Raw genomic sequence first — 21,108 nt, 5'->3', positions numbered from 1 at the left:
AAATGTTTCGTTACGATTTAGCAGTTAAATTTATTTATTTTCTACGCTAAGATGGCAATAACGTTTTAGCTGTACCAATTTAAGGAGCTATTTTGATAGCAAAGGTATTTAAAGGTATATGGACGGGGATCAACTTCTCACGTCGTTTAATACTCAACGTATTGTTTTTATTTTTGGTCGTCATTTTTATCGTATCGGTATCAAGTGACGGTGATAAAATTATTGTCGAAGAGGGCTCTGTTCTTAGACTTAACCTTAATGGCCCTATTGTCGAAGAAAAAACCTATATAGACCCTGTTGAAGCCGCTATTAATGATGCAACGGCCAGTGCTGACTCACCCAGTGAAATATTGCTCGACGATGTAGTTGAAGTAATTAATGAAGCAGCACAAGACTCGCGTATAAGCGCTATTTTGCTTGATTTACAAGAAATGCCAAAAGCACATTTAAATAAGCTCAAACAAATTACGCAGGCACTTGAAACATTTAAAGCAACTGGTAAAAAAGTGATTGCCTCAGGGTATTACTACACCCAAGCACAATATTACATTGCCGCGCATGCAGACGAAATTGCGATGCATCCTTATGGTAGTGTGCTTATTGAAGGCTACGGTATGTACCCGCTTTACTTCAAAGACGCATTAGAAAAATTAGAAGTCACTCAGCATATATTCCGTGTAGGTACCTTTAAATCGGCCGTTGAACCGTTTATCAGAAACGATATGTCAGAGGCAGCTAAAGAAGCAAACCGCGTATGGCTTGGTGCTTTATGGAATGAATATAAGCAAGACGTTAGTGCTGTACGTCCTTTTGATGAGTCAAACTTTGATGAAACAATGGATGTTTATTTAGCTAAAATGCAAGCCGCTAATGGTGATGCCGGTAAATATGCACTGGATAACCAATGGGTTGACTCATTAAAAACCAATCAGCAAATTCGCCAACAGTTAATTGAATTGGTTGGAGAAAATGAAGATGGAAAAACATTTAAACAAGTCTCTTTTGGTGAATACTTAAGTTTAGTAAAACCGCCTATTGAGTTTGATAACCCTATGACTGAAAAAGTCGCTGTTGTGGTTGCTAAAGGCACTATTGTTGATGGTGAACGCCGTGCTGGTGAAATTGGTGGTGATTCAACTGCAGCCCTCCTTCGCAAAGCCCGACTTGATGACAAGGTTAAAGCGGTGGTTTTACGAATAGATTCAGGCGGTGGCAGCATGTTTGCCTCAGAAGTAATTCGTGCTGAAGTACTTGCACTTAAAGCTGCTGGTAAACCCGTTATTGCATCAATGAGCTCAGTAGCTGCATCAGGCGGTTATTGGATTGCATCGGCGGCCAATGAAATTTGGGCAGCGCCGAGTACAATTACCGGTTCAATTGGCGTATTTGGTACCTTTATGACATTTGAAGATACCCTCGCTAAAATAGGCGTGTATTCAGATGGCGTAGCGACCACCGAATTGGCAGGTTTTTCAATCACTCGCCCACTTAACGAGAAAATGGCTAAAGTTATTCAAATGAGTGTTGAAGAAGCGTATGGACGCTTTTTAGATGTGGTTGCTGAGGCACGTAATATGACCCCAGAGCAAGTTGATAAAATTGCCCAAGGTCGGGTATGGATTGCCTCTCAAGCTCAAGAGCTTGGTTTAGTTGATAAACTTGGTAATAAACAAGATGCGATTAAAGCAGCTGCAGAGCTTGCAAAGCTTAACTACTATGACGTTAAAACAATTAAGCAATCGCTTAGCCCACAAGAAAAAATGCTTCAAGATATTTTCGGCAGTGCCGCCGTTAAATCAGTACTTGGGCTTGAAACACAAAAAACAGCAGTATTAGCCAGCCAAGCTAATCTGCAAAGTGTTATTAAACAATTAAGCAGTGAAGTAGAAAACCTAAAAGATTATAACGATCCACAAGGTGTTTATGCCCGCTGTTTAGAGTGTACAGTTGCACAATAGTGCCTTAACAGGCTGTATTGATTAGCAGTTAGCGTTATACTAAGCCCAGTTTTTTTACTGGGCTTTTTTTATGAAACGTAAACGCATTTATATCGCTTACACTGGCGGTACCATAGGAATGAAAAAATCAATTCGCGGCTATATTCCTGCTGAAGGGTTTTTAACCGAAACCGTGGTTAATAACGCAGAGTTTAATCGTGAAGAAATGCCATTATTTGATATTCATGAATACTGCCCGCTTATAGATTCTTCAGATATGTCACCTGCTCATTGGCAACTCATCGCCGATGACATAAAAAGTAAATACCAAGATTACGATGGCTTTGTGGTACTGCATGGCACCGATACTATGGCCTATACTGCATCAGCTCTGTCGTTTATGTTTGAAAACTTAACTAAACCTATTATTGTGACCGGTTCACAAATTCCGCTGTCTCAATTACGCTCAGATGGCCAAGTTAACCTACTTAATGCCATGTATTTAGCGGCTAACTACCCCATTGCAGAAGTCAGCTTATTTTTTAATAATCAGTTGTTCAGAGGTAATCGTGCCACTAAAGCCCATGCAGATGGGTTTGATGCATTCGCCTCACCTAACTTAGAGCCGCTTGCGCTTTCAGGTATTAATATTCAGCTGATCAAAGGGCAATTAAGCCCGTATGTAGAAAATGAACTCCAAGTTACCCCTATTACACCGCAAGCTATTGGCGTGCTGTATTTATACCCAGGGATCAGCAAAGAAGTAGTAAAAAGCTTAGTTAATGGCAATATTAAAGCCCTTGTACTGCTAAGCTTTGGTGTAGGCAATGCGCCACAAGACCCTGAGTTTTTAGCGATTCTGGATGAAGCAAGTAAACGGGGTGTTATTATTACTAATTTAACCCAATGTTTAAAAGGCCAAGTGAACATGGGCGGTTATGCCACGGGTAATGCGCTGTTAAACATAGGCGTGATCAGCGGTTACGATATGACCTTAGAAGCATGCTTAACTAAGCTGCATTACTTGTTTAGTCAAAACCTAGAAATTGAAACAATTCGCCATTTAATGCAAGATAACCTGCGTGGTGAGCTGACCCGTTAAGTAATCAGTTAAGCGAATAACAAAAAAGGACGCTACTTAGCGTCCTTTTTGATAACTTAGATTTTATTAACGAACTTTTGCGTCAATATCAACTAAGTCAGTTAAATGACACGTTTCACCACTGTGGGTTTTAATGCCATGCTCACCAAAGTAATCACGCTGGGCTTGAACTAAGTGCCCATTACTTGGTGTTGTTAGCGTTGCTAAGTATGTTTGTGTTGCACTAAGCACAGGAAACGCCAGACCCGTCATAACGGCTTGGCCAGTCACTTTACGCATCGCTAATGACTCTTTTTCAAGGGTGTCAATAAACTCAACGCCTTGCGCTACACTATCAAGGTAATCAGCACGGATAATACACCCTGCACGCCATGTTTGTAGCGTTTTCGCTAAATCAACTTTCCATTGATGAGTTCGTGAAGCGCCTTTAATTAATGCAAGTCCTTGACGATAAGCCAACAGGCTCGCAAGGGTAAACGCATCTTTTAATTCATCTAAATCAATATCAACTTGTGTGGTATTTTGTGCGCTGTATGTCATTTCTTGTGCGGCAGTCGTATTACACGCATTGGTTAAATGACGAGCTTGTACAGCAGCCACTAGCGACGGTACCGCAATACCTAATTCAAGGGCGTTTTGTGCTGTCCATAAACCGGTGCCTTTTGCGCCTACTTTATTGTCAATTAAATCTACAAGCGGCACATTATGCGAATTTTCAAGTGATAAAATATGGCTTGAGATTGACAGTAAATAACTATTTAGCTGCCCTTGAGACCATTCGTTAAATATCTCTGCAATTTCTTTAGGTGAGCGATTAGTGCCGTGACGTAATAGCTGATACATTTCTGCAATCAGTTGCATGAGTGCGTATTCAATTCCATTGTGAACCATTTTTACAAAATGGCCGCTGGCTGACTGGCCCACACGCGCAAAACACGACTCGCCTTTATAGCTTGCAGCAACCTTTGTAAACCATGGCTCGACACGCTCCCAGCCGCCTTCAGAACCACTGGCCATCATAGCTGGACCGTGACGTGCACCCTCAGCACCGCCTGAAATACCCATAGTGGCAAATTCAAACTTATCTTGGTATTTGAGCTTACGGTTAATACCGTCTTTATAATTACTGTTACCACAATCAACAATAATATCACTACACTGAACACCCGCTTCAATAAGCTCGTTGCAAACCGCATCAACTAACTCACCAGCAGGCACAAGTAATAAAATAGAACGCGGTGCTTCTAAACGCCTAACCATATCCCCTAGATCAGAGACAATGTGAAGTTTATCAGCCATGCCTTGTGATTTAGCACAACTTAGTAATTCTTCACCCGCATTTGGGTTTTTGTCATAAGCGACAAGCGTTATCCCTTTTTCAATCAAGTTCAGGGCAAGATTTTTCCCCATAACGCCTAACCCTACTAATGCAACTTGCATTTAGTGCCCTCCTCGGTAACAACTATTTGGTTAGTAAATTAAAATAATACCGCGTGCATTATACTCAGACCGCAGCCATGAGCAAAGCTACATGCATTTATTACAGTTAAAATAAACGCCGCAATTATATCAAACAACCGCCCTCTCAGGGGAAGAAATAGCAGTGCTATTTAAATTTTTAGATCATTGACGCCCTGTGACACCGGTGTCATAATGATGACATATTCATTTTGTATATAATAGTCGCAATGTTATAAAAATTGCATAAAACTAAAGATTGCTCTTTATTAGTGATCGCTAAAAACAAAATAACCGTCAACTTGCTTAAAAAAAGCACACAGGAGAATTTAATGTTAAGACGTACAAAAATAGTCGCGACACTTGGACCTGCAACAGATAGAGATAATAACTTAGAAAAAATTATTCGTGCAGGCGCAAATGTCGTTCGATTAAATTTCTCACACGGTGTTGCACAAGATCATAAAGACCGTGCACAAGCTGTTCGAGATATTGCAACTAAACTTGGTAAGCACATCGCGATTCTCGCTGACTTACAAGGCCCAAAAATTCGCGTTTCAACCTTCAAAGAAGGCAAAGTGACCTTATCTGTTGGTGCAAAATTTATTCTTGATGCCAAAATGGAAAAAGGCCAAGGCGATATTAATGCCGTCGGTATTGACTACAAAGAGCTACCACAAGATGTTGCCCCTGGAGATTTATTGCTATTAAACGATGGCTTAATTCAACTCACCGTAGAAAGTGTTGAAGGTCACTTAGTTCATACCATTGTGACTGTTGGCGGCGTACTTTCTAATAATAAAGGGATTAACCGTTTAGGTGGAGGCTTAACGGCACCTGCATTTACGGAAAAAGATAAAGAAGATTTAATCACCGCTGCTGAAATTGGCGTTGATTACATTGCAGTTTCTTTTCCTCGCAGTGGCGATGATATGCGTTATGTGCGTTCATTAGCGGAGGCTGCAGGCTCTAATGCACAGCTTTTAGCTAAAATTGAGCGTGCTGAAGCAGTAGAAACACAAGAGGCAGTTGATGACATTATTTTAGCCTCTGACGCTGTTATGGTTGCCCGTGGCGACTTAGGTGTTGAAATTGGTGATGCTGCACTAATGGGTAAACAAAAACTCATTATTCGTCGTGCTCGTTCATTGAACCGTACCGTTGTAACCGCTACGCAAATGATGGAATCGATGATCGATAACCCTATGCCAACACGTGCAGAAGTTATGGATGTTGCCAATGCGGTACTTGATGGCACAGATGCAGTGATGCTTTCTGCTGAAACAGCCGCTGGTGATTACCCGGAAGAAACCGTTGCTACTATGGCGCGTGTTTGTTTAGGTGCTGAATCCCAAAAAGAAACACACGTTTCTAAACATCGTTTAGACAGCCGTTTTTCTTCTAACGCCGAATCAATTGCCTTATCAGCTATGTATGCAGCTAACCACTTAGACTCTGTTAAAGCGATTATCACCCTTACTGAGTCAGGTAGCACGGCAAAATTGATGTCGCGTATTAGCTCTGGACTGCCTATTTATTCACTTTCACGTCATGCAAGTACATTAGGTCAAACAGCGCTGTATCGTGGTGTTTACCCTGTATTTTTTGACTCTACAAAATGTGAAAAAGATAGCATGGTTAAAGATGCACTAAGCACACTCGTAGCCGCAGGCTCATTACAAGCAGGCGATACCGTGATTATTACCCACGGTGATGCGATGGAAACGATTGGTGCAACCAACACGATGAAAATAGTCACAGTTTCGTAACTGTAACGCGCATAAAAAAACGCGAGCTAAAAGCTCGCGTTTTTTTATGCTATTTATTAAAGTTAGCTTGCTAATGCTGCTTTTACTTTATCACGGTAACTTCTACTTACTTTAAGCTCTTGTCCGTTATCTAACACTAATAAATATTCACCACTAACCTGAGTTACCAGCTTGCTAATTTGTTTGGTGTTAACAATCGCGCTGCGATGAACACGTACAAATAGGCTTGGATCTAATTCTTGTTCAAGCTCTTTCATAGTTTTACGTAATATATGCGTTTGCCCATCTTGGCAATGCAGACACATGTAATCACCTGCCGCATCTACCCACTGTATAGTAGCAACGGGTACTCTGACAATTTCGCCCTGCTCTTTTACAGCCAATGACTCAGGATAACGACGATCTGTAAGGGTATCGCCTGTGGCTAATTTCTTTAAAATTTCTTCGCAGTTATTGCCTGTTATCCCTGCTACGAAACTCGCTAGTTTTTTCTTATGGGCGTTATCCTGCTGAGTTTTTAAATAGGTATGCACTTTTTCTACCGCCTGTTTTAATCTGTTATCATCAACGGGTTTTAAAATGTAATCTAAAGCATGAATTTCAAATGCTTTAACAGCAAAGTGATCAAACGCCGTAACAAACACAATGGCAGGTAAATCTTTACTGCTTTCACTTAAAGCACGCGCCACTTCAAAACCGTTCATACCAGGCATTTGAATATCAAGAAAGACAAGATCAATTTTTTCGTTTTTACAACTTTCAATCGCATCAAAACCTGAGCTACACAGTTTGATCACTTCAATATCAGAAAACTCTTCAAGCCTGACGGCTAAACCTTTACGTGCTAATGGTTCATCATCAACAATAAGCGTTTTTATTCTTGTCATTTCTTCACAGCCTTCTCAAACGGGACTCGCAGATTAACTTTTAATCCACTTGGCGTATTATGTGATAATACAAACGAGTAATTATTTTCGTAGAGCGTTTTTAATCTGTCTCGGGTGTTTGCCACCCCTACGCCTTGTGCATTAACTAACTGACCATTTTCAATATCAGTGCCAGGCCCATTATCGCCCACTTCAAGTAATAATTCATTAGCAAAAACTTGCGCTTTTATATCAATAACACCACCTTCTGACATATGGGCAATGGCGTACTTAATGGCATTTTCGATGATCGGTTGTAATATTAAGCTTGGCACTAATGCTTGTTTGGCCTGCTCACTCACGTCCACATTAACTTGTAAGCGCTCATCAAAACGTACACGTTCAATTTCTAAATAGAGCATTAATGCATGTAACTCTTGCTCCAGCGGCACTTTTTTAATTGGATCAGTATTAAGCGTATAGCGTAAAAAGTCACTCAATTTAGATACCATCAAGTTAGCATCTTTATTTTCTTTTACCAAAACTAAGGTTGATATTGCATTGAGCGTATTAAACAAAAAATGAGGATTTAGCTGGTATCTAAGCATTTTTAACTGTGCTTCGTGCGCCATTGTGGTTGCTTTTAAGGCTTTTTGACGTTCACTTTGTAATAACTGGTAATACTTAACCCCAAAGTACAAACCACTCCAACACAAAATAATATAAACAGAATCAAGTCCTTGTTGTAAATAATAAAACCATTCTTCAGGACGGTATCCGTGGCGATAAATTTCCCACAGGTTAAACTTTTGCACCACGGCCCATAATGTACCGGTTATATAAGAGGCGCCAAATACAACAATAATTAATACCCAAGGTGAGGCATTCCAAATTTTGCGATAAATATAACGCAGAGGCACAGTCATTAAACAGCCCGCATAGGCGTTTAGTAAAATAACGAATACGTAAATATCACGCATTTCGAATACTTTAGAACCAATATAGTTAACTAACGCATAACCTATCCAGCCTGCAATTTGCAAAAGCCAGAAAAAACGTTGTCTGTTATCAATTAAAGACTGCCAATTCAAAATTAATTATTACCTTGTAAATTTGTCACTATTATATCGATTTATCGTCGGGTATAGCACTACCAACTGTCTTACTTTTTAATAGCCCTATCGCAAACAATAAATTAAATAAATACAGGATGGATGTTCAGTTCTGGTTTAGTTGTTACGTTAAACAGGCTAAAACTCGTGTTGCAATTACCCCTTGCGGATGGTTTAAAGCGCATAAAAAAAGCGAAAGGCATCCACCTTTCGCTTATCAATGTTTACTTTTATTTTTTAAGCAAGCTTATCTGAAGCAACTTTATAAGTCGGATCTTCAATTACGTTCACTTCAACTAAGTCACGTGCTTTATGAAGTAGTTCTGTACAGTCTTTACTTAAGTGACGCAAGTGCAGCTTTTTACCCGCTTTATTGTATTTGTCAGCTAAGCTGTCGATGGCCTCAATCGCACTATGATCCGCAACGCGACTGTATTTAAACTCAACAATCACATCTTTAGGGTCATTCTTAACATCAAATAAATCAGCAAAGTTTTTAACCGAACCAAAAAATAAAGGCCCATGTAGCTCGTACACTTTTGAACCTTCTTTATCAATATAGTTAGTTGTGTAAATATGTTTTGCATGCTGCCATGCAAACACTAACGCAGAGACAATAACACCTACACACACCGCAATCGCAAGGTCGGTAATAACCGTTACACCCGAAACTAATACAATTACAAAAGCATCAGATAAAGGCACGCGTTTCATCATTTTAAAACTCGCCCATTCAAACGTACCCAGCACCACCATAAACATAACCCCAACTAATGCCGCCAGTGGAATCATTTCGATTAAGCTTGAAGCGAAGATAATAAATGCAAGTAACATCAATGCGGCACTAATACCTGATAAACGCGAACGCCCACCTGAATTAATGTTGATCATAGATTGGCCAATCATGGCACAGCCACCCATTGCACCAAAGAAACCACATGTGACGTTGGCCGCACCTTGGCCAATACATTCTTTATTAGAATGGCCACGGGTTTCTGTAATTTCGTCAATCAAGCTTAGCGTTAACAGCGATTCAATTAAGCCAATTGCTGCAAGAATAAGCGCATATGGAAAGATAATTTGTAGTGTTTCTAGGTTAAAAGGGACCATAGGAATATGAAACTGTGGTAAACCACCGGCAATGGTTGCAGCTTCATTTCCTGTCATGCCTTTTAAGAAATCAAGTACTGTACGCGCTTCTAAATCAAGACCAATCACTAAACCCGTTACAGTAACAATAGCAACCAGTGATGAAGGCACTGCGGTAGTTAATTTTGGTAAAAAGTGAATAATTGCCATCGTTAGCGCCACTAAACCTAACATGATGTAAAGCGCACTGCCCGACATCCACATTTGGCCGCCAGCACCATCAGGCACTTTAAACTGTCCAAGCTGGGCTAAAAATATAACAATCGCTAAACCGTTAACGAAACCGAGCATAACAGGATGCGGAACCATACGAATAAATTTACCAAGCTTAAATACCCCAGCCAATATTTGTAGTAGTCCCATCAGCAACACAGTGGCAAATAGGTATTCCACTCCGTGATCAAGTACTAAACTTACCATCACAACCGCTAATGCACCGGTTGCACCCGAAATCATACCCGGACGACCACCAAAAATAGCCGTAATTAAGCCCACAATAAATGCGGCGTATAAACCAACAAGAGGTTCTACATTTGCAACAAAGGCAAATGCAACAGCTTCTGGGATCAAGGCAAGTGCCACTGTCAATCCAGAGAGAATATCGTTTTTAGCAGAGCTTGGCGCTCTGCTGAGTAAGTTAAACATTGAGTTCCTCAGTTTTATTTCGCTAACAAAAAAAGCGCTAGATTTTATCAAATTAGCGCTCATTTCACAATTATAGTTAATTCAGCCTGTGTGTTTTTAGCTGCTTAGTAAAGTTTAAAGTGGCAGTGCCGTGCTTCGTTTAACACACGTCATGGTCACATTAGAATGAACCTCTTGCACATATTCTAAGCTAAGCAAGTTATCGCGTACAAAGTGCTCATAACCTTCTATGCCTTGAGAAATAATACGCAACATAAAGTCCATAGTGCCAGCCATGGTGTAACATTCAGTCACTTCATCATAGCTAAGTATTAATTTTTCAAACTCAGCTAAATTCTTTTTACCATGGTTTGATAAACGTACATGGGCGTAAACCAACATATCAAAGCCCAGCTTTTTTTCATCAAGCAATGCGACTTTACTTTTGATGTAGCCATCTTGTTCTAATTTAGCAATACGACGCCAACAAGGAGACTGAGAAAGTCCGACTTTGTCTGCAATCTCAGCAGTTGATAAACTTGCATCTTGTTGTAAAAGTGCCAATATTTGGCGATCTACGTGATTTAGAGACATTTTATTTCTTATTTATCTAATAAATTGGTTAAATTATACAGCCTTTTTAAAAAGCAGTCTGCTTATTTTTAACAAATATGCACATCAACCAAACTGGCCACTTACAAATGGGTTAGTAGCCTGTTCATGAGCAACATGGGTGTTGTCACCATGGCCACTTAAAATTGCAGTGTTCGGTGGTAATGTCATGATATGTTGCACTATAGAGTCGATTAACTGCTTGCTGTCGCCTTTAGGAAAGTCGGTACGCCCTATTGAACCTTTGAAAATAACATCCCCGACGATAACCGTATTGTGTGCTTGTTGATAAAACACAACATGCCCTGGCGTATGTCCTGGGCAATGAAGTACTTTAAATTCAAGCTGCCCAACCTTGATACTATCACCATGGGCTAACCATTCATCAGGATAGAAGGAGTTGATCGGTTTAAAGCCAAACATAGTGGCTTGCATCGGTAAATTGTCGAACCAAAAACGTTCATCCTCATGAGGCCCAATCATCTTTACCTTGTGTTGCTCGCGTAAATTATGCGCAGCGCCTACATGATCTAAATGCCCATGGGTTAACCAAATCGCTGCTAATGATAAATTATGCTGCTTAAGTGATGCATTAATTTTTTCAGCATCACCGCCAGGGTCGACCACGACAGCTTGCTGGGTTTGTTCACATACTATAATGCGGCAATTTTGCATAAACGGGGTTACGGGAATAGTGATTATTTTCATCTTATATTTCTTTATCTTTTTGTGCTGGAATAACTATATTCTCTTGGTATGACATTAAAACTGGGTATTTCAAATAAGCTTGATCATAAAATGGGCTATGCTCATATAACCAATTTAAACGTGCTTCAGCGTTCTTAGCAAAGTCTTTATCCTGGTTTACTTTTTTATCAAATTCTTGGGCTAATTTGGGGTCATCAGCAAGCATTTTTTCAGCAAACGGTATCAAAGCATAATTTTCCATATATTCAGTGCGCTGAAAAATAGTATTAAACTCCCCCCAAGCAAAAAATGAATCTGGTGCTTCAGGATGTAGCAAGTGGACAGCTAACTCTCCTGCCTTTTGCTGCGTACTCACTTCAAACCAACCATCTAAATCCACATTTGTAGCTGGTACATAATCAAAACTAGCCGACACTCTAAAACGCCCTTCAAATGGCGCTTTATCAAAACTATATTGCGCTACTTTTGCCATTTTTAATGGCTGAGTGTTGGCACCACTGAGCTTATTAATTGACACACCATGCAAGGCTAATTTCTCAATAATATCGGTGTAAACAGGTGGAATAAAAAATGATTTTGGTACTTCAACCGTGTGCTGTACCTCTTTTTGCCAAAAAATAGGCAGCTTGTCATAATCCTGTTTTTTACCCAAATAGCTTACTTCTTGTTGATTTGACAATGGGCTCAGGCTTTTAGAATAAGCAATACCTTTAAACGCGATATGATCAGGCTGCTCAGAATAACCACGCTTAACAATTAATTGCTTAGGAACAAATTCTTGTTCTTTTTTTACTGCATTAGCGAGTTTATCTTTATGCGCTGATAATGCTTCAATAGCACCATCTATAAACACATAAGTCCCTAACACGCGTTGTTTGTATGGCTTTAAAGAATGGTTTTCAACTAAAATGGTAGGCAATGACTTTAAATCACCCCAGCCATTAGAAAAACGAGGCGTCGCCACCCAACCTGCTAAACCTGATTTAAATTCTTGTTTATCCATAACAAACACTAAAGGGCCCGGAATATGGCCTTGCTCAGTGAGGGTTTGATCAATCATTGGTTTAAAATAACGGTTAAGCGCATCTGAAATGGCAGGCGACTCGCTAGCAAATACTGGGTTATAGCCATAGGTTACATCGTATTGGTAATCAGCCCCATCGGTCACGTGTACGTCAATATACAAATTCGGATTATAGTCATTAATTACTTTAAGTACGCTTTTAACCTCTGGCGTATCAAGCTTAGTGTAATCACGATTTAAATTAAGATTATTTGAGTTTGTTCTAAAACCCATTTTGACAGGGCCACGCTGATTAATACGATTAAACGCACTACTACGCTCGTGACCATCAACGTTTAATATTGGGATAAATAAAATATTTACCTTTTTTAAAATGTCACGGCGCTTACCTGTCGCAATATCTCTAAGCAGCATAAACATCGCATCTTTACCATCAATCTCACCAGCGTGAATACCTGCCTGTATAAGTACGGTAGGTTTAGTGCTATTGGCCATTTGCCCCGCATCAAAAAAACCTTGCTCACTAGCAATTAGCATTTTTATAGCGCGCTTACTGTTACTATGACCTATTATTTTTGATTTGAACTGAGTAGGGTTAGCCGCAACTAATCTATCTACAAATGCCATGGTATTAGCATAATTGGGAGACGAGACTCCTGCAGAAATTTCAAAGTCTGTGGTTAAGGGTCCCTGTTGTTGCAATAGTGAGGTACTACTACCTTCCCATGGTAATAATGGCGGTAAATGATTGCTATTTGCCATACTTGCAGATAAAACCAATAAACTTATAAACATATACTTCTCTAACAAACCCATTAATTAAGAAAAATTATAGCAATTAAACTTTTCTAGTTGCCAAAACTGCGGTGGTTCAACAAAAAAATACAGCCAACGGCATTTTTAGTTGCAGCCCAGCCACGCTATCAACATCTACTGAATAAAAAGGGCTAATAAGTACCTAAAAAAACGAACACACAACGGTAATAAATAAAGGAAAAAGCCTACAAGCGCATAAAAAAGATAATAAATTACAGGCACAAAAAAAGGAGCCATGGGCTCCTTTTCATTACTTATACAAAAACTTAAGCTGCCGCTAGGCCTTCTTTTGCTTTTGCTACAAGCGCTGCGAATGCAACTTGGTCGTAAACAGCGATATCTGCAAGGATCTTACGATCGATTTCTACAGATGTCTTTTTAAGACCATTGATAAAACGGCTGTAAGACAGACCATTTTGACGTGAAGCAGCATTGATACGTGCAATCCATAATTGACGGAAAGTACGTTTCTTAGCACGGCGGTCACGGTAAGCGTATTGACCCGCTTTAGTAACAGCCTGGAAAGCTACGCGGTAAACACGTGAACGTGCTCCGTAGTAACCTTTCGCTTGTTTTAAAACTTTTTTGTGACGTGCACGTGCGACAACGCCGCGTTTAACTCTTGCCATTTCTAAAAACCCCTATTAAGCGAATGGTAACATACGTGAAACTAGACCATGGTCATTTTTATGAACCATCATCTTAGGACGTAGGTGTAACTTACGCTTAGAAGTTTTCTTAGTAAGAATGTGACGAAGATGCGCTTGTTTACGCTTGAAACCGCCAGAAGCAGTCTTTTTGAAACGCTTAGCTGCGCCTCTGTGACTTTTTAGCTTGTAAGCCATTGCAATAACTCCAATTGTATTGCTTTAAAATTAGTAAGAAGGCGTGAGATATATTGCTATAGCTCCACTTTAAAGGCCTAACTTACTGCTATGTTCCGGTGAAAACCCGATATGAATACCGCAATTTTACTTTAAAACCGGTTAACTCAGGTGGACATTTTCACATCACTTGCAAACCTGAGCTAAATTCGGTGCGTATTATCGCCTAATTATTACTTTTTAGCAACCGGTGCCATCATCATAACCATCTGACGACCTTCAACACGATTTGGGAAAGATTCAACTACTGCTAATTCTTCTAAATCGGTTTTAATACGGTTTAATAATTCGATACCAATTTCTTGGTGAGCCATTTCACGACCACGGAAGCGGATAGTTATCTTAGCTTTATCGCCAGCTTCTAAGAACTTACGTAAGTTGCGCAGCTTAACCTGATAATCGCCTTCATCCGTTCCCGGACGGAATTTGATTTCTTTAATCTGGATTTGCTTTTGCTTCTTCTTCTGCTCTTTTAGTTCTTTGCTTTTTTCAAAGATGAACTTACCGTAGTCCATAACCTTACAAACAGGCGGCTCAGCGTTTGGACTGATCTCTACAAGATCAACACCCGCTGCATCAGCCATAGCTTGCGCGTCTTTTAATGACTGAATTCCAGCTTGTTCGCCGTCGATGTCGATTAAACGAACTTCTAGCGCTGTAATTTCTTCGTTAATACGATTTTTTTGAGCTGTTTGTTGCCCTTTCTTGCCGCCTCTAATGGTACGTTCCTCCAAGAATATCAATAATATAAGCGTGTAGTTGGCCGTTTGTGATTGCCCTACACGCTCGATTTTTACTGTCGATTTTTGATTTCTTCACTGATTTTAGCGATAAAATCATCGACATTAAATTTGCCTAGGTCTTCACCTGTGCGAGTTCGTACTGCTACTTCTTGTTGTTCAACTTCTTTATCGCCAACAACCAGTAAGTAAGGAATACGCTTAAGTGTATGTTCTCGGATTTTAAAGCCAATCTTCTCATTTCTCAAGTCAGCAGCGGCTCTAATTCCAAGTTTATTTAATTTTTGTACAATTTCCTGCACATAAGGTGCTTGTTTATCGGTGATATTCATAATCACCACTTGCTTAGGCGCAAGCCACGTTGGGAATAAACCAGCGTACTCTTCTGTTAAGATACCGATAAAGCGCTCAATAGACCCTAAAATAGCGCGGTGTATCATAACAGGTGTGCGACGTTCGTTATTTTCAGCTACATAAGTAGCGCCCAAACGACCCGGTAATGCAAAATCTAGTTGCACTGTACCACACTGCCACGCTCTGTCTAAGCAATCGTACAAAGTAAATTCAATTTTAGGGCCATAAAACGCCCCTTCACCTGGTAAATAATCAAATTCAATGTCATTTGCTTTAAGTGCGTCAGCAAGTGCAAGCTCTGCTTTGTCCCACATTTCATCTTCGCCAATACGTTGCTCTGGGCGAGTTGAAAGTTTAACAACAATTTTTTCGAAACCAAATGTTTCATAGGTATCGTAAACCATTTTAATACAGGCCGATACTTCATCCATGATTTGCTCTTCTGTACAAAATACATGAGCATCATCTTGGGTAAAGCCGCGTACACGCATTAAGCCATGAAGCGCGCCTGATGGTTCATTACGGTGACAACAACCAAACTCTGCCATACGCAGTGGTAAGTCACGGTACGATTTTAAACCTTGGTTAAATATTTGTACGTGACCTGGACAGTTCATTGGTTTAATTGCGTATTCACGCTTTTCAGATTCAGTGGTAAACATTGCCTCTGAATACTTTTCCCAATGCCCTGATTTTTCCCACAAAGAGCGATCCATCATCATTGGACCTTTCACTTCTTCGTATTGGTACTCACGTAATTTTTCACGCACAAAGTCTTCTAGCTCGCGGTAAATGCTCCAACCATCGTTGTGCCAAAATACCATACCTGGCGCTTCTTCTTGCCAGTGCCATAAATCGAGTGCTTTACCGATACGACGGTGATCGCGCTTCTCAGCCTCTTCTAAACGCTTTAAATACGCTTTAAGTTGCTTTTTATCGCCCCATGCTGTGCCGTAAATACGCTGTAGCATTTTGTTTTCAGAATCACCGCGCCAGTATGCGCCGGCCACTTTCATAATTTTGAAGTTTTGACAAAATTTCATGTTTGGCACATGAGGACCACGACACATATCGATGTATTCTTCGTGATGATATAAACCTGGACGGTCATCTTGTGCGATATTTTCGTCTAGTATTTCAATTTTGTATGTTTCGCCACGCGCTGCAAAAGTGTCGCGCGCTTCTTGCCAGCTAACGGTTTTTTTCACTACGTCGTAGTTTGTTTTTGCAAGCTGATGCATACGTTTTTCAATGGCATCAAGATCATCTTGAGATAACGAATGTTCCATATCAATATCGTAGTAAAAACCGTTATCAATTGTTGGACCAATCGCCATTTTTGCATCAGGGAAAAGTTGTTTAACAGCATGACCAATTAAGTGCGCACACGAGTGGCGAATAATCTCTAGGCCATCGTCGTCTTTTGCGGTAATGATCTCAAGACGAGAATCGTCACTAATTAAATCACACGCATCTACGCGTTCGCCATTAACACGACCCGCAATGGTGGCTTTAGCAAGACCTGGGCCTATATCGTTTGCTACATCAAGTGTGCTTACAGGGTTTTCAAAACTACGCTGACTACCGTCAGGAAGAGTAATAACTGGCATTATAAATCCTTACATACAGTGGTGACACCTACAATGTATCACGTGTATTTTTAATTAATTAAATGAGAATGACTCGACAACGCTTTTACGAATAAGCATTGACTATTTTTCGCCAAAAATGGCTAATGTAGATGCTGAGTCTGCTCAACTACAAGAGAGTTATTGTCGCGTGCTGCAGCATTAATTACAAGTTTTAAGCTATTAAAAACCACCCAATTTTACCATAAAAGTGCAATTAATAACGTTTAATAGGAGTCTGTTGGCTTTCTATATTAGGATTTGTTCAATCTAGGGGCGATTTAGTTAACGCCCGGGAGCTATCACCTGGCGCTAAGTAAAAAATTGAGCAACGCTCACACCTATTTAAAGTAAACAACCCATAGCGCTGTCTTGGCTAAAAAAAGGAGGGCTGCACATTTAGCCGCAAAGATAAACAGACCTTGTTACATCAAAATGACGAATGGACGTTAAGCGCTAACAAAAACACCACTGTAAGTGCTTAAACTCGCATTTTAATGCGTGTTGCGTATAATAACGGGTAATTAAGTTATAGTAGAGATTAGCAATGAGAACATGTGGTGTAGAAATTACCGGTAGTGATGTACTACTTTGTATTTTAAGTAAAGATAATGACGTTTTTGATATTCGTGATGTGCGCCAAACACGCTTTACCTTAGGTAACGGTAACGACACTGAAGTAATGCGTAAGTTTCAGTTTGATTTTGCCAAGTTAATGCAAGATTACCAAATTGATTCGGTTGCCATTCGCGAACGCCAACCTAAAGGTAAGTTTGCTGGCAGCGCTAAAGGATTCAAAATGGAAACCGCTATTCAGTTAATCGATAATCTCGATGTACGCGTGTTTTCAACCACCGAAATAAAAGAACAAGTAAAACGTAATCCGATACCTATCGCGTTTGAAGACACCGGTCTTAAAAAGTATCAAGAAAATGCATTTATTAATGCTTACGTTTACATCATGAAAAAAACGTATCGCAGCGACGAAATGTAAATTAATTACATCCTTATAGAAACGCGTATTCGCTAGAGAGTACGCGTTTTTTTGTCTTTAAATTCTACATAAAAACAGTAATACCAATTCGCTTAACTAAGTGATCTAATTTGAGGGAGGAAAATCGTGTCGATATCAAAGCAAAAATTTCGTTAGTTAGTTGTTCTAAATGAGAAATTTTTAACACAGCTAGCGTCTGATTTGCCCCCTCAAAATGATTTAGTATTATTGCCGATTGGTATAATACATTAGTCTAACCCTCTTCCTTTTGTCGACAATTCGTGTTTATTTAAACAGCAGGCCTCTCAAAAATAAAAACATGGAGTATGTCATGAAAGCGACACAAAAAGTGATAAAAGAAGTAGAGCAAATAAACACTATACCGCTATCAAGCAGCTATTTTAAAGGAATTCAGAGCACACCATTAATAGAACAAACCATAGGCGATTACTTTGACGCCATTGTCGACAATAACCCAGACGCTCTGGCCGTAGTCGTTGCCCATCAAAATATACGTTTAAGCTATAAGCAATTTCAACAGCAGATTAATCAACTTGCTATGGGGTTGCTGGCTTTAGGGGTAAAACCTGGTGAACGGGTCGGTATTTGGTCACCGAACAATATACAGTGGTGCTTAACACAATTTGCCACCGCTAAAATAGGTGCCATTATGGTATGCATTAACCCAGCTTACCGCCCTAGTGAACTGCAATATGCACTAAACAGTGTGGAATGCTCTACGCTTATAACCGCCACTGAATTTAAAGGCAGCCACTATATTAATATGCTGCAAAGTTTAGCTCCTGAGCTTAGCGGTTGTAACAAAGGTGAGTTAACCGCAGTCAAATTACCCACTTTAAAAAATGTAATTTGTATTGGTGATGAACCCGTCGATGGGATGTTTTCCTTTAATGAGGTTATGAGCATGCCCACCGATGCACATAAATTAGAACTGCAAGCGGTGGCCAAAACCCTCGATTGCAATCAAGATATCAATATTCAATTTACCTCTGGCACAACAGGAAACCCTAAAGGGGCTACGTTGACGCATAAAAATATATTGAATAATGCGCTTTTAGTCGCACAAGCTATGCACTTTACTGAGCGCGATAAGCTCTGTATTCCTGTTCCGCTATATCACTGCTTTGGCATGGTATTAGGCAGTTTATTGTGTGTCAGTAAAGGGGCCGCTGCAATTTATCCAAGTGATTCTTTTGATCCAAAAACTACATTAGAGGTGGTACAACAAGAAAAATGCACCGGCCTTCATGGTGTACCCACTATGTTTATAAGCGAGTTAGAGCTTAATAACTTTAACGAGTATGACTTAAGTACACTGCGAACGGGTGTTATGGCAGGCTCAACTTGTCCTGAACAGGTGATGCGTAAAGTACAAACACTCATGAATATGAATCAGGTGGTAATTGCCTATGGGCAAACAGAATGCAGCCCAATTAATAACATTACCGAAACCGACTCTTCTATTGAGCGTCAAGTCACTACGGTTGGCCGAGCACTTGCACACACCGAAGTAAAAATTATTGATGAGGTTGGTGACATTCAAAAAATCGGGCAGCCTGGTGAAGTATGTAGCCGTGGTGCGGGCATAATGCGTTGCTATTGGAATGATGAAGAGAAAACCAAAGCTACTATCGACAATGAAGGCTGGCTGCACTCGGGCGATTTAGGGGTAATGGACAGTGAGGGCTTTGTCAGCATTGTTGGCAGAATTAAAGACATGATTATTCGTGGTGGTGAAAACATTTATCCGCGTGAAATTGAAGAAGTGCTTTACACCTATCCGGGTATACAAGACGCCGCTATTTTTGGCATTAGTGATGAAAAATTCGGTGAAGAAGTCTGTGCTTGGATCCAACCCAAAGAAGGTGAAGTACTAGATGAGCAAGCTATTCGTCTGTTTTTAAAGGACAAACTCGCCTACTTTAAACAACCTAAATACATTCGCTTTGTTGAAAATTACCCGATGACGGTAACCGGCAAATTGCAAAAATTTAAAATGCGTGAACAAATGCAAGAAGAGCTCGCCGAATCTGCATTTTCGTAATCCGATTCAATGCGAAGCACTATCAGCTTAGTGCTTTGCATTGTCTTACTCAATTTCAGGTTGTTTAGGGTCAACAAAATCGGTAATACTGATATTTCGTCCTGCATTTTTAGCTTTATAAACCCCTACATCAGCTGTTGCTAACAATGATTTTATTGAAGGTCTATATGTCGTGTATTGATCAATTGCAATACCGGCAGAGACAGTAATACGGTTAAAAGGTGAATATTGGTGTGCAATGGGGTCGTCTGCGAAGCGCTTAGGTAAGTCATTCAACCAGTCTAGCTCATTCGCTTGCAATGTTTTTACCAATATGAATTCTTCACCACCAAAACGCACCACAATATCAGCGTCACAATATTTTAATCGGTTTGCTACTGCTATTAGTACGTTATCTCCCTCTAAGTGGCCGTAGTTATCGTTATATTTTTTAAAATAGTCGACATCAATCATGGCTAACCCTAAATATTGTGATGGCGCTAACTTGTTAATTAATGCTTTACAGCGCCGATCAAAACTATGCCGATTATGCATACCTGTCAACTGATCGGTGTTGGCTTTTTCCGTTTCAAATAACTCCGCTTTATATTGCTTTCTTAATAAGGTATCTAGTTGATATTGCACAATAGCCAATACAATCACCATGCTAAAATAAAAATAAAGTGTCCATACAATCGAAGTAGAAGAAAAAAGCTCAATAAATATCAAGGCAATGCCGATTATTGACCATAAAACCAGTTTATGTCCTAAGTGCAGCATCGGTATGGCTATAAATGCAGCCGCTACAAGCATAGGCCCTCCCTCTTTCAACTCACCGTAACGCTGAACATATACCCAGAAGAAATAACTAAATAAAAAACAAAATAAAACCGCATAACTAAAAAAGCGCGAATGTAAGTACTCTGAACTTAGTGTTTTATTTATAATAATCAGAACTATCGATAGCAATACCATAACTACACGTAAAATTGTTATGGTTGAATTAGCAGGCTCTTGTTGATTAAACCAAGCCATAAAAATAAAAGACAATAAAAAAAGTGTTACAAGGTAGAGTGATGCATCAGCAAGGCGCATTGAGCTTTTATTAAGTTGATTTTGGAAGTCGTGCTCTGTCGCACTTGAAAAATAAAAAATTGCCGGAATAAGTCGCACCTGCACTCTCCTTAATAAGCTCACTGATCCTTATCCACACTATAGTTTATTGTTATTAATTAGCGAGTTAAATTTACCTTATTAAATAATATTATACATTATTTTTGCTATATC

17 protein-coding genes are annotated in these 21,108 nt (G+C 39.8%); 5 read left to right on the top strand and 12 right to left on the bottom strand.

What is annotated here, in order from left to right; genetic code table 11:
* Window positions 1-92 precede the first annotated feature (92 nt).
* Window positions 93-1,958 carry a signal peptide peptidase SppA gene (gene sppA, locus A9479_RS03910; protein ID WP_008112457.1) on the top strand — a complete coding sequence of 622 codons (1,866 nt, stop codon included), beginning with the start codon at window positions 93-95 and terminating at the stop codon, window positions 1,956-1,958.
* A 70-nt stretch (window positions 1,959-2,028) separates the two neighbouring features.
* Window positions 2,029-3,039: an asparaginase gene (gene ansA / locus A9479_RS03905; protein WP_024601031.1), complete on the top strand. Its 1,011-nt coding sequence runs from the start codon at window positions 2,029-2,031 to the stop codon at window positions 3,037-3,039.
* Between the two features lie 66 nt (window positions 3,040-3,105).
* On the opposite strand, the gene gndA is transcribed toward ansA, so the two are convergent.
* Window positions 3,106-4,479, bottom strand: coding sequence for an NADP-dependent phosphogluconate dehydrogenase (gene gndA / locus A9479_RS03900; protein WP_013464864.1), 1,374 nt, complete (start codon window positions 4,477-4,479; stop codon window positions 3,106-3,108).
* A 350-nt stretch (window positions 4,480-4,829) separates the two neighbouring features.
* On the opposite strand from gndA, the gene pyk reads away from it, so the two are divergent.
* Window positions 4,830-6,266: a pyruvate kinase gene (pyk, locus tag A9479_RS03895; RefSeq protein WP_008112452.1), complete on the top strand. Its 1,437-nt coding sequence runs from the start codon at window positions 4,830-4,832 to the stop codon at window positions 6,264-6,266.
* 62 nt (window positions 6,267-6,328) lie between these two features.
* On the opposite strand, the gene A9479_RS03890 is transcribed toward pyk, so the two are convergent.
* The 10 genes from A9479_RS03890 to thrS form a co-directional block, all read right to left on the bottom strand.
* Entirely contained in the window at window positions 6,329-7,153 is an 825-nt protein-coding gene (locus A9479_RS03890; protein ID WP_008110464.1) for a LytTR family DNA-binding domain-containing protein, read from the bottom strand.
* Window positions 7,150-8,223 (bottom strand): sensor histidine kinase, encoded by a 1,074-nt coding sequence (locus A9479_RS03885; RefSeq protein ID WP_008110465.1) that lies wholly within the window; start codon window positions 8,221-8,223, stop codon window positions 7,150-7,152. Before A9479_RS03885 ends, A9479_RS03890 begins: the two co-directional genes overlap by 4 nt.
* A 258-nt stretch (window positions 8,224-8,481) precedes the next feature.
* Window positions 8,482-10,038 (bottom strand): SulP family inorganic anion transporter, encoded by a 1,557-nt coding sequence (locus tag A9479_RS03880; RefSeq protein WP_033103251.1) that lies wholly within the window; start codon window positions 10,036-10,038, stop codon window positions 8,482-8,484.
* 114 nt (window positions 10,039-10,152) lie between these two features.
* Complete coding sequence (locus tag A9479_RS03875) at window positions 10,153-10,611, bottom strand: Lrp/AsnC family transcriptional regulator (protein ID WP_008110469.1); 459 nt, start codon at window positions 10,609-10,611, stop codon at window positions 10,153-10,155.
* Window positions 10,612-10,695: 84 nt separating this feature from the next.
* The gene (locus tag A9479_RS03870) at window positions 10,696-11,337 is read right to left on the bottom strand and encodes an MBL fold metallo-hydrolase (RefSeq protein WP_064662740.1); all 642 of its coding nucleotides are present in this window, start codon (window positions 11,335-11,337) and stop codon (window positions 10,696-10,698) included.
* A gap of 1 nt (window position 11,338) precedes the next feature.
* Window positions 11,339-13,156 carry a M14 family metallopeptidase gene (locus A9479_RS03865; RefSeq protein ID WP_064662739.1) on the bottom strand — a complete coding sequence of 606 codons (1,818 nt, stop codon included), beginning with the start codon at window positions 13,154-13,156 and terminating at the stop codon, window positions 11,339-11,341.
* 287 nt (window positions 13,157-13,443) lie between these two features.
* Complete coding sequence (rplT, locus tag A9479_RS03860; protein ID WP_008110477.1) at window positions 13,444-13,806, bottom strand: 50S ribosomal protein L20; 363 nt, start codon at window positions 13,804-13,806, stop codon at window positions 13,444-13,446.
* Window positions 13,807-13,821: 15 nt separating this feature from the next.
* Complete coding sequence (rpmI, locus tag A9479_RS03855) at window positions 13,822-14,022, bottom strand: 50S ribosomal protein L35 (protein ID WP_004587840.1); 201 nt, start codon at window positions 14,020-14,022, stop codon at window positions 13,822-13,824.
* A gap of 212 nt (window positions 14,023-14,234) precedes the next feature.
* Window positions 14,235-14,795: a translation initiation factor IF-3 gene (gene infC / locus A9479_RS03850; RefSeq protein ID WP_008110479.1), complete on the bottom strand. Its 561-nt coding sequence runs from the start codon at window positions 14,793-14,795 to the stop codon at window positions 14,235-14,237.
* 59 nt (window positions 14,796-14,854) lie between these two features.
* The gene (thrS, locus tag A9479_RS03845; protein WP_064662738.1) at window positions 14,855-16,765 is read right to left on the bottom strand and encodes a threonine--tRNA ligase; all 1,911 of its coding nucleotides are present in this window, start codon (window positions 16,763-16,765) and stop codon (window positions 14,855-14,857) included.
* Window positions 16,766-17,330: 565 nt separating this feature from the next.
* Between thrS and A9479_RS03840 the strand changes: the two genes are divergently transcribed.
* Together A9479_RS03840 and A9479_RS03835 are read left to right on the top strand one after the other, a co-directional pair.
* Window positions 17,331-17,777 carry a DUF3010 family protein gene (locus A9479_RS03840; RefSeq protein WP_064662737.1) on the top strand — a complete coding sequence of 149 codons (447 nt, stop codon included), beginning with the start codon at window positions 17,331-17,333 and terminating at the stop codon, window positions 17,775-17,777.
* Between the two features lie 331 nt (window positions 17,778-18,108).
* A complete protein-coding gene (locus A9479_RS03835; RefSeq protein WP_064662736.1) occupies window positions 18,109-19,842 on the top strand; it encodes an AMP-binding protein in 1,734 nt (577 codons plus the stop codon).
* A 45-nt stretch (window positions 19,843-19,887) separates the two neighbouring features.
* Here the strand turns inward: A9479_RS03835 and A9479_RS03830 are convergent, their stop codons facing one another.
* On the bottom strand, window positions 19,888-20,994 hold the full coding sequence (locus A9479_RS03830) for a GGDEF domain-containing protein (protein ID WP_064662735.1): 1,107 nt from the start codon (window positions 20,992-20,994) through the stop codon (window positions 19,888-19,890).
* Window positions 20,995-21,108 lie beyond the last annotated feature (114 nt).

It is taken from the genome of Pseudoalteromonas sp. MQS005 (genome assembly GCF_001661605.1).
In the GTDB taxonomy this organism is placed as follows: domain Bacteria; phylum Pseudomonadota; class Gammaproteobacteria; order Enterobacterales; family Alteromonadaceae; genus Pseudoalteromonas; species Pseudoalteromonas tetraodonis.
Note: the sequence above shows the minus strand (reverse complement) of the source record. Positions and strands in the feature narration are given on the sequence as shown.

Excerpts from the sequence above, each read along its gene's own strand:
- ansA (WP_024601031.1), top strand. The coding sequence starts at position 2,029 with ATGAAACGTAAACGCATTTATATCGCTTACACTGGCGGTACCATAGGA.
- A9479_RS03865 (WP_064662739.1), bottom strand. The coding sequence starts at position 13,156 with ATGTTTATAAGTTTATTGGTTTTATCTGCAAGTATGGCAAATAGCAAT.
- A9479_RS03870 (WP_064662740.1), bottom strand. The coding sequence starts at position 11,337 with ATGAAAATAATCACTATTCCCGTAACCCCGTTTATGCAAAATTGCCGC.
- rpmI (WP_004587840.1), bottom strand. The coding sequence starts at position 14,022 with ATGGCTTACAAGCTAAAAAGTCACAGAGGCGCAGCTAAGCGTTTCAAA.
- A9479_RS03875 (WP_008110469.1), bottom strand. The coding sequence starts at position 10,611 with ATGTCTCTAAATCACGTAGATCGCCAAATATTGGCACTTTTACAACAA.
- thrS (WP_064662738.1), bottom strand. The coding sequence starts at position 16,765 with ATGCCAGTTATTACTCTTCCTGACGGTAGTCAGCGTAGTTTTGAAAAC.
- pyk (WP_008112452.1), top strand. The coding sequence starts at position 4,830 with ATGTTAAGACGTACAAAAATAGTCGCGACACTTGGACCTGCAACAGAT.
- A9479_RS03880 (WP_033103251.1), bottom strand. The coding sequence starts at position 10,038 with ATGTTTAACTTACTCAGCAGAGCGCCAAGCTCTGCTAAAAACGATATT.
- A9479_RS03840 (WP_064662737.1), top strand. The coding sequence starts at position 17,331 with ATGAGAACATGTGGTGTAGAAATTACCGGTAGTGATGTACTACTTTGT.
- A9479_RS03835 (WP_064662736.1), top strand. The coding sequence starts at position 18,109 with ATGAAAGCGACACAAAAAGTGATAAAAGAAGTAGAGCAAATAAACACT.
- A9479_RS03890 (WP_008110464.1), bottom strand. The coding sequence starts at position 7,153 with ATGACAAGAATAAAAACGCTTATTGTTGATGATGAACCATTAGCACGT.
- rplT (WP_008110477.1), bottom strand. The coding sequence starts at position 13,806 with ATGGCAAGAGTTAAACGCGGCGTTGTCGCACGTGCACGTCACAAAAAA.
- gndA (WP_013464864.1), bottom strand. The coding sequence starts at position 4,479 with ATGCAAGTTGCATTAGTAGGGTTAGGCGTTATGGGGAAAAATCTTGCC.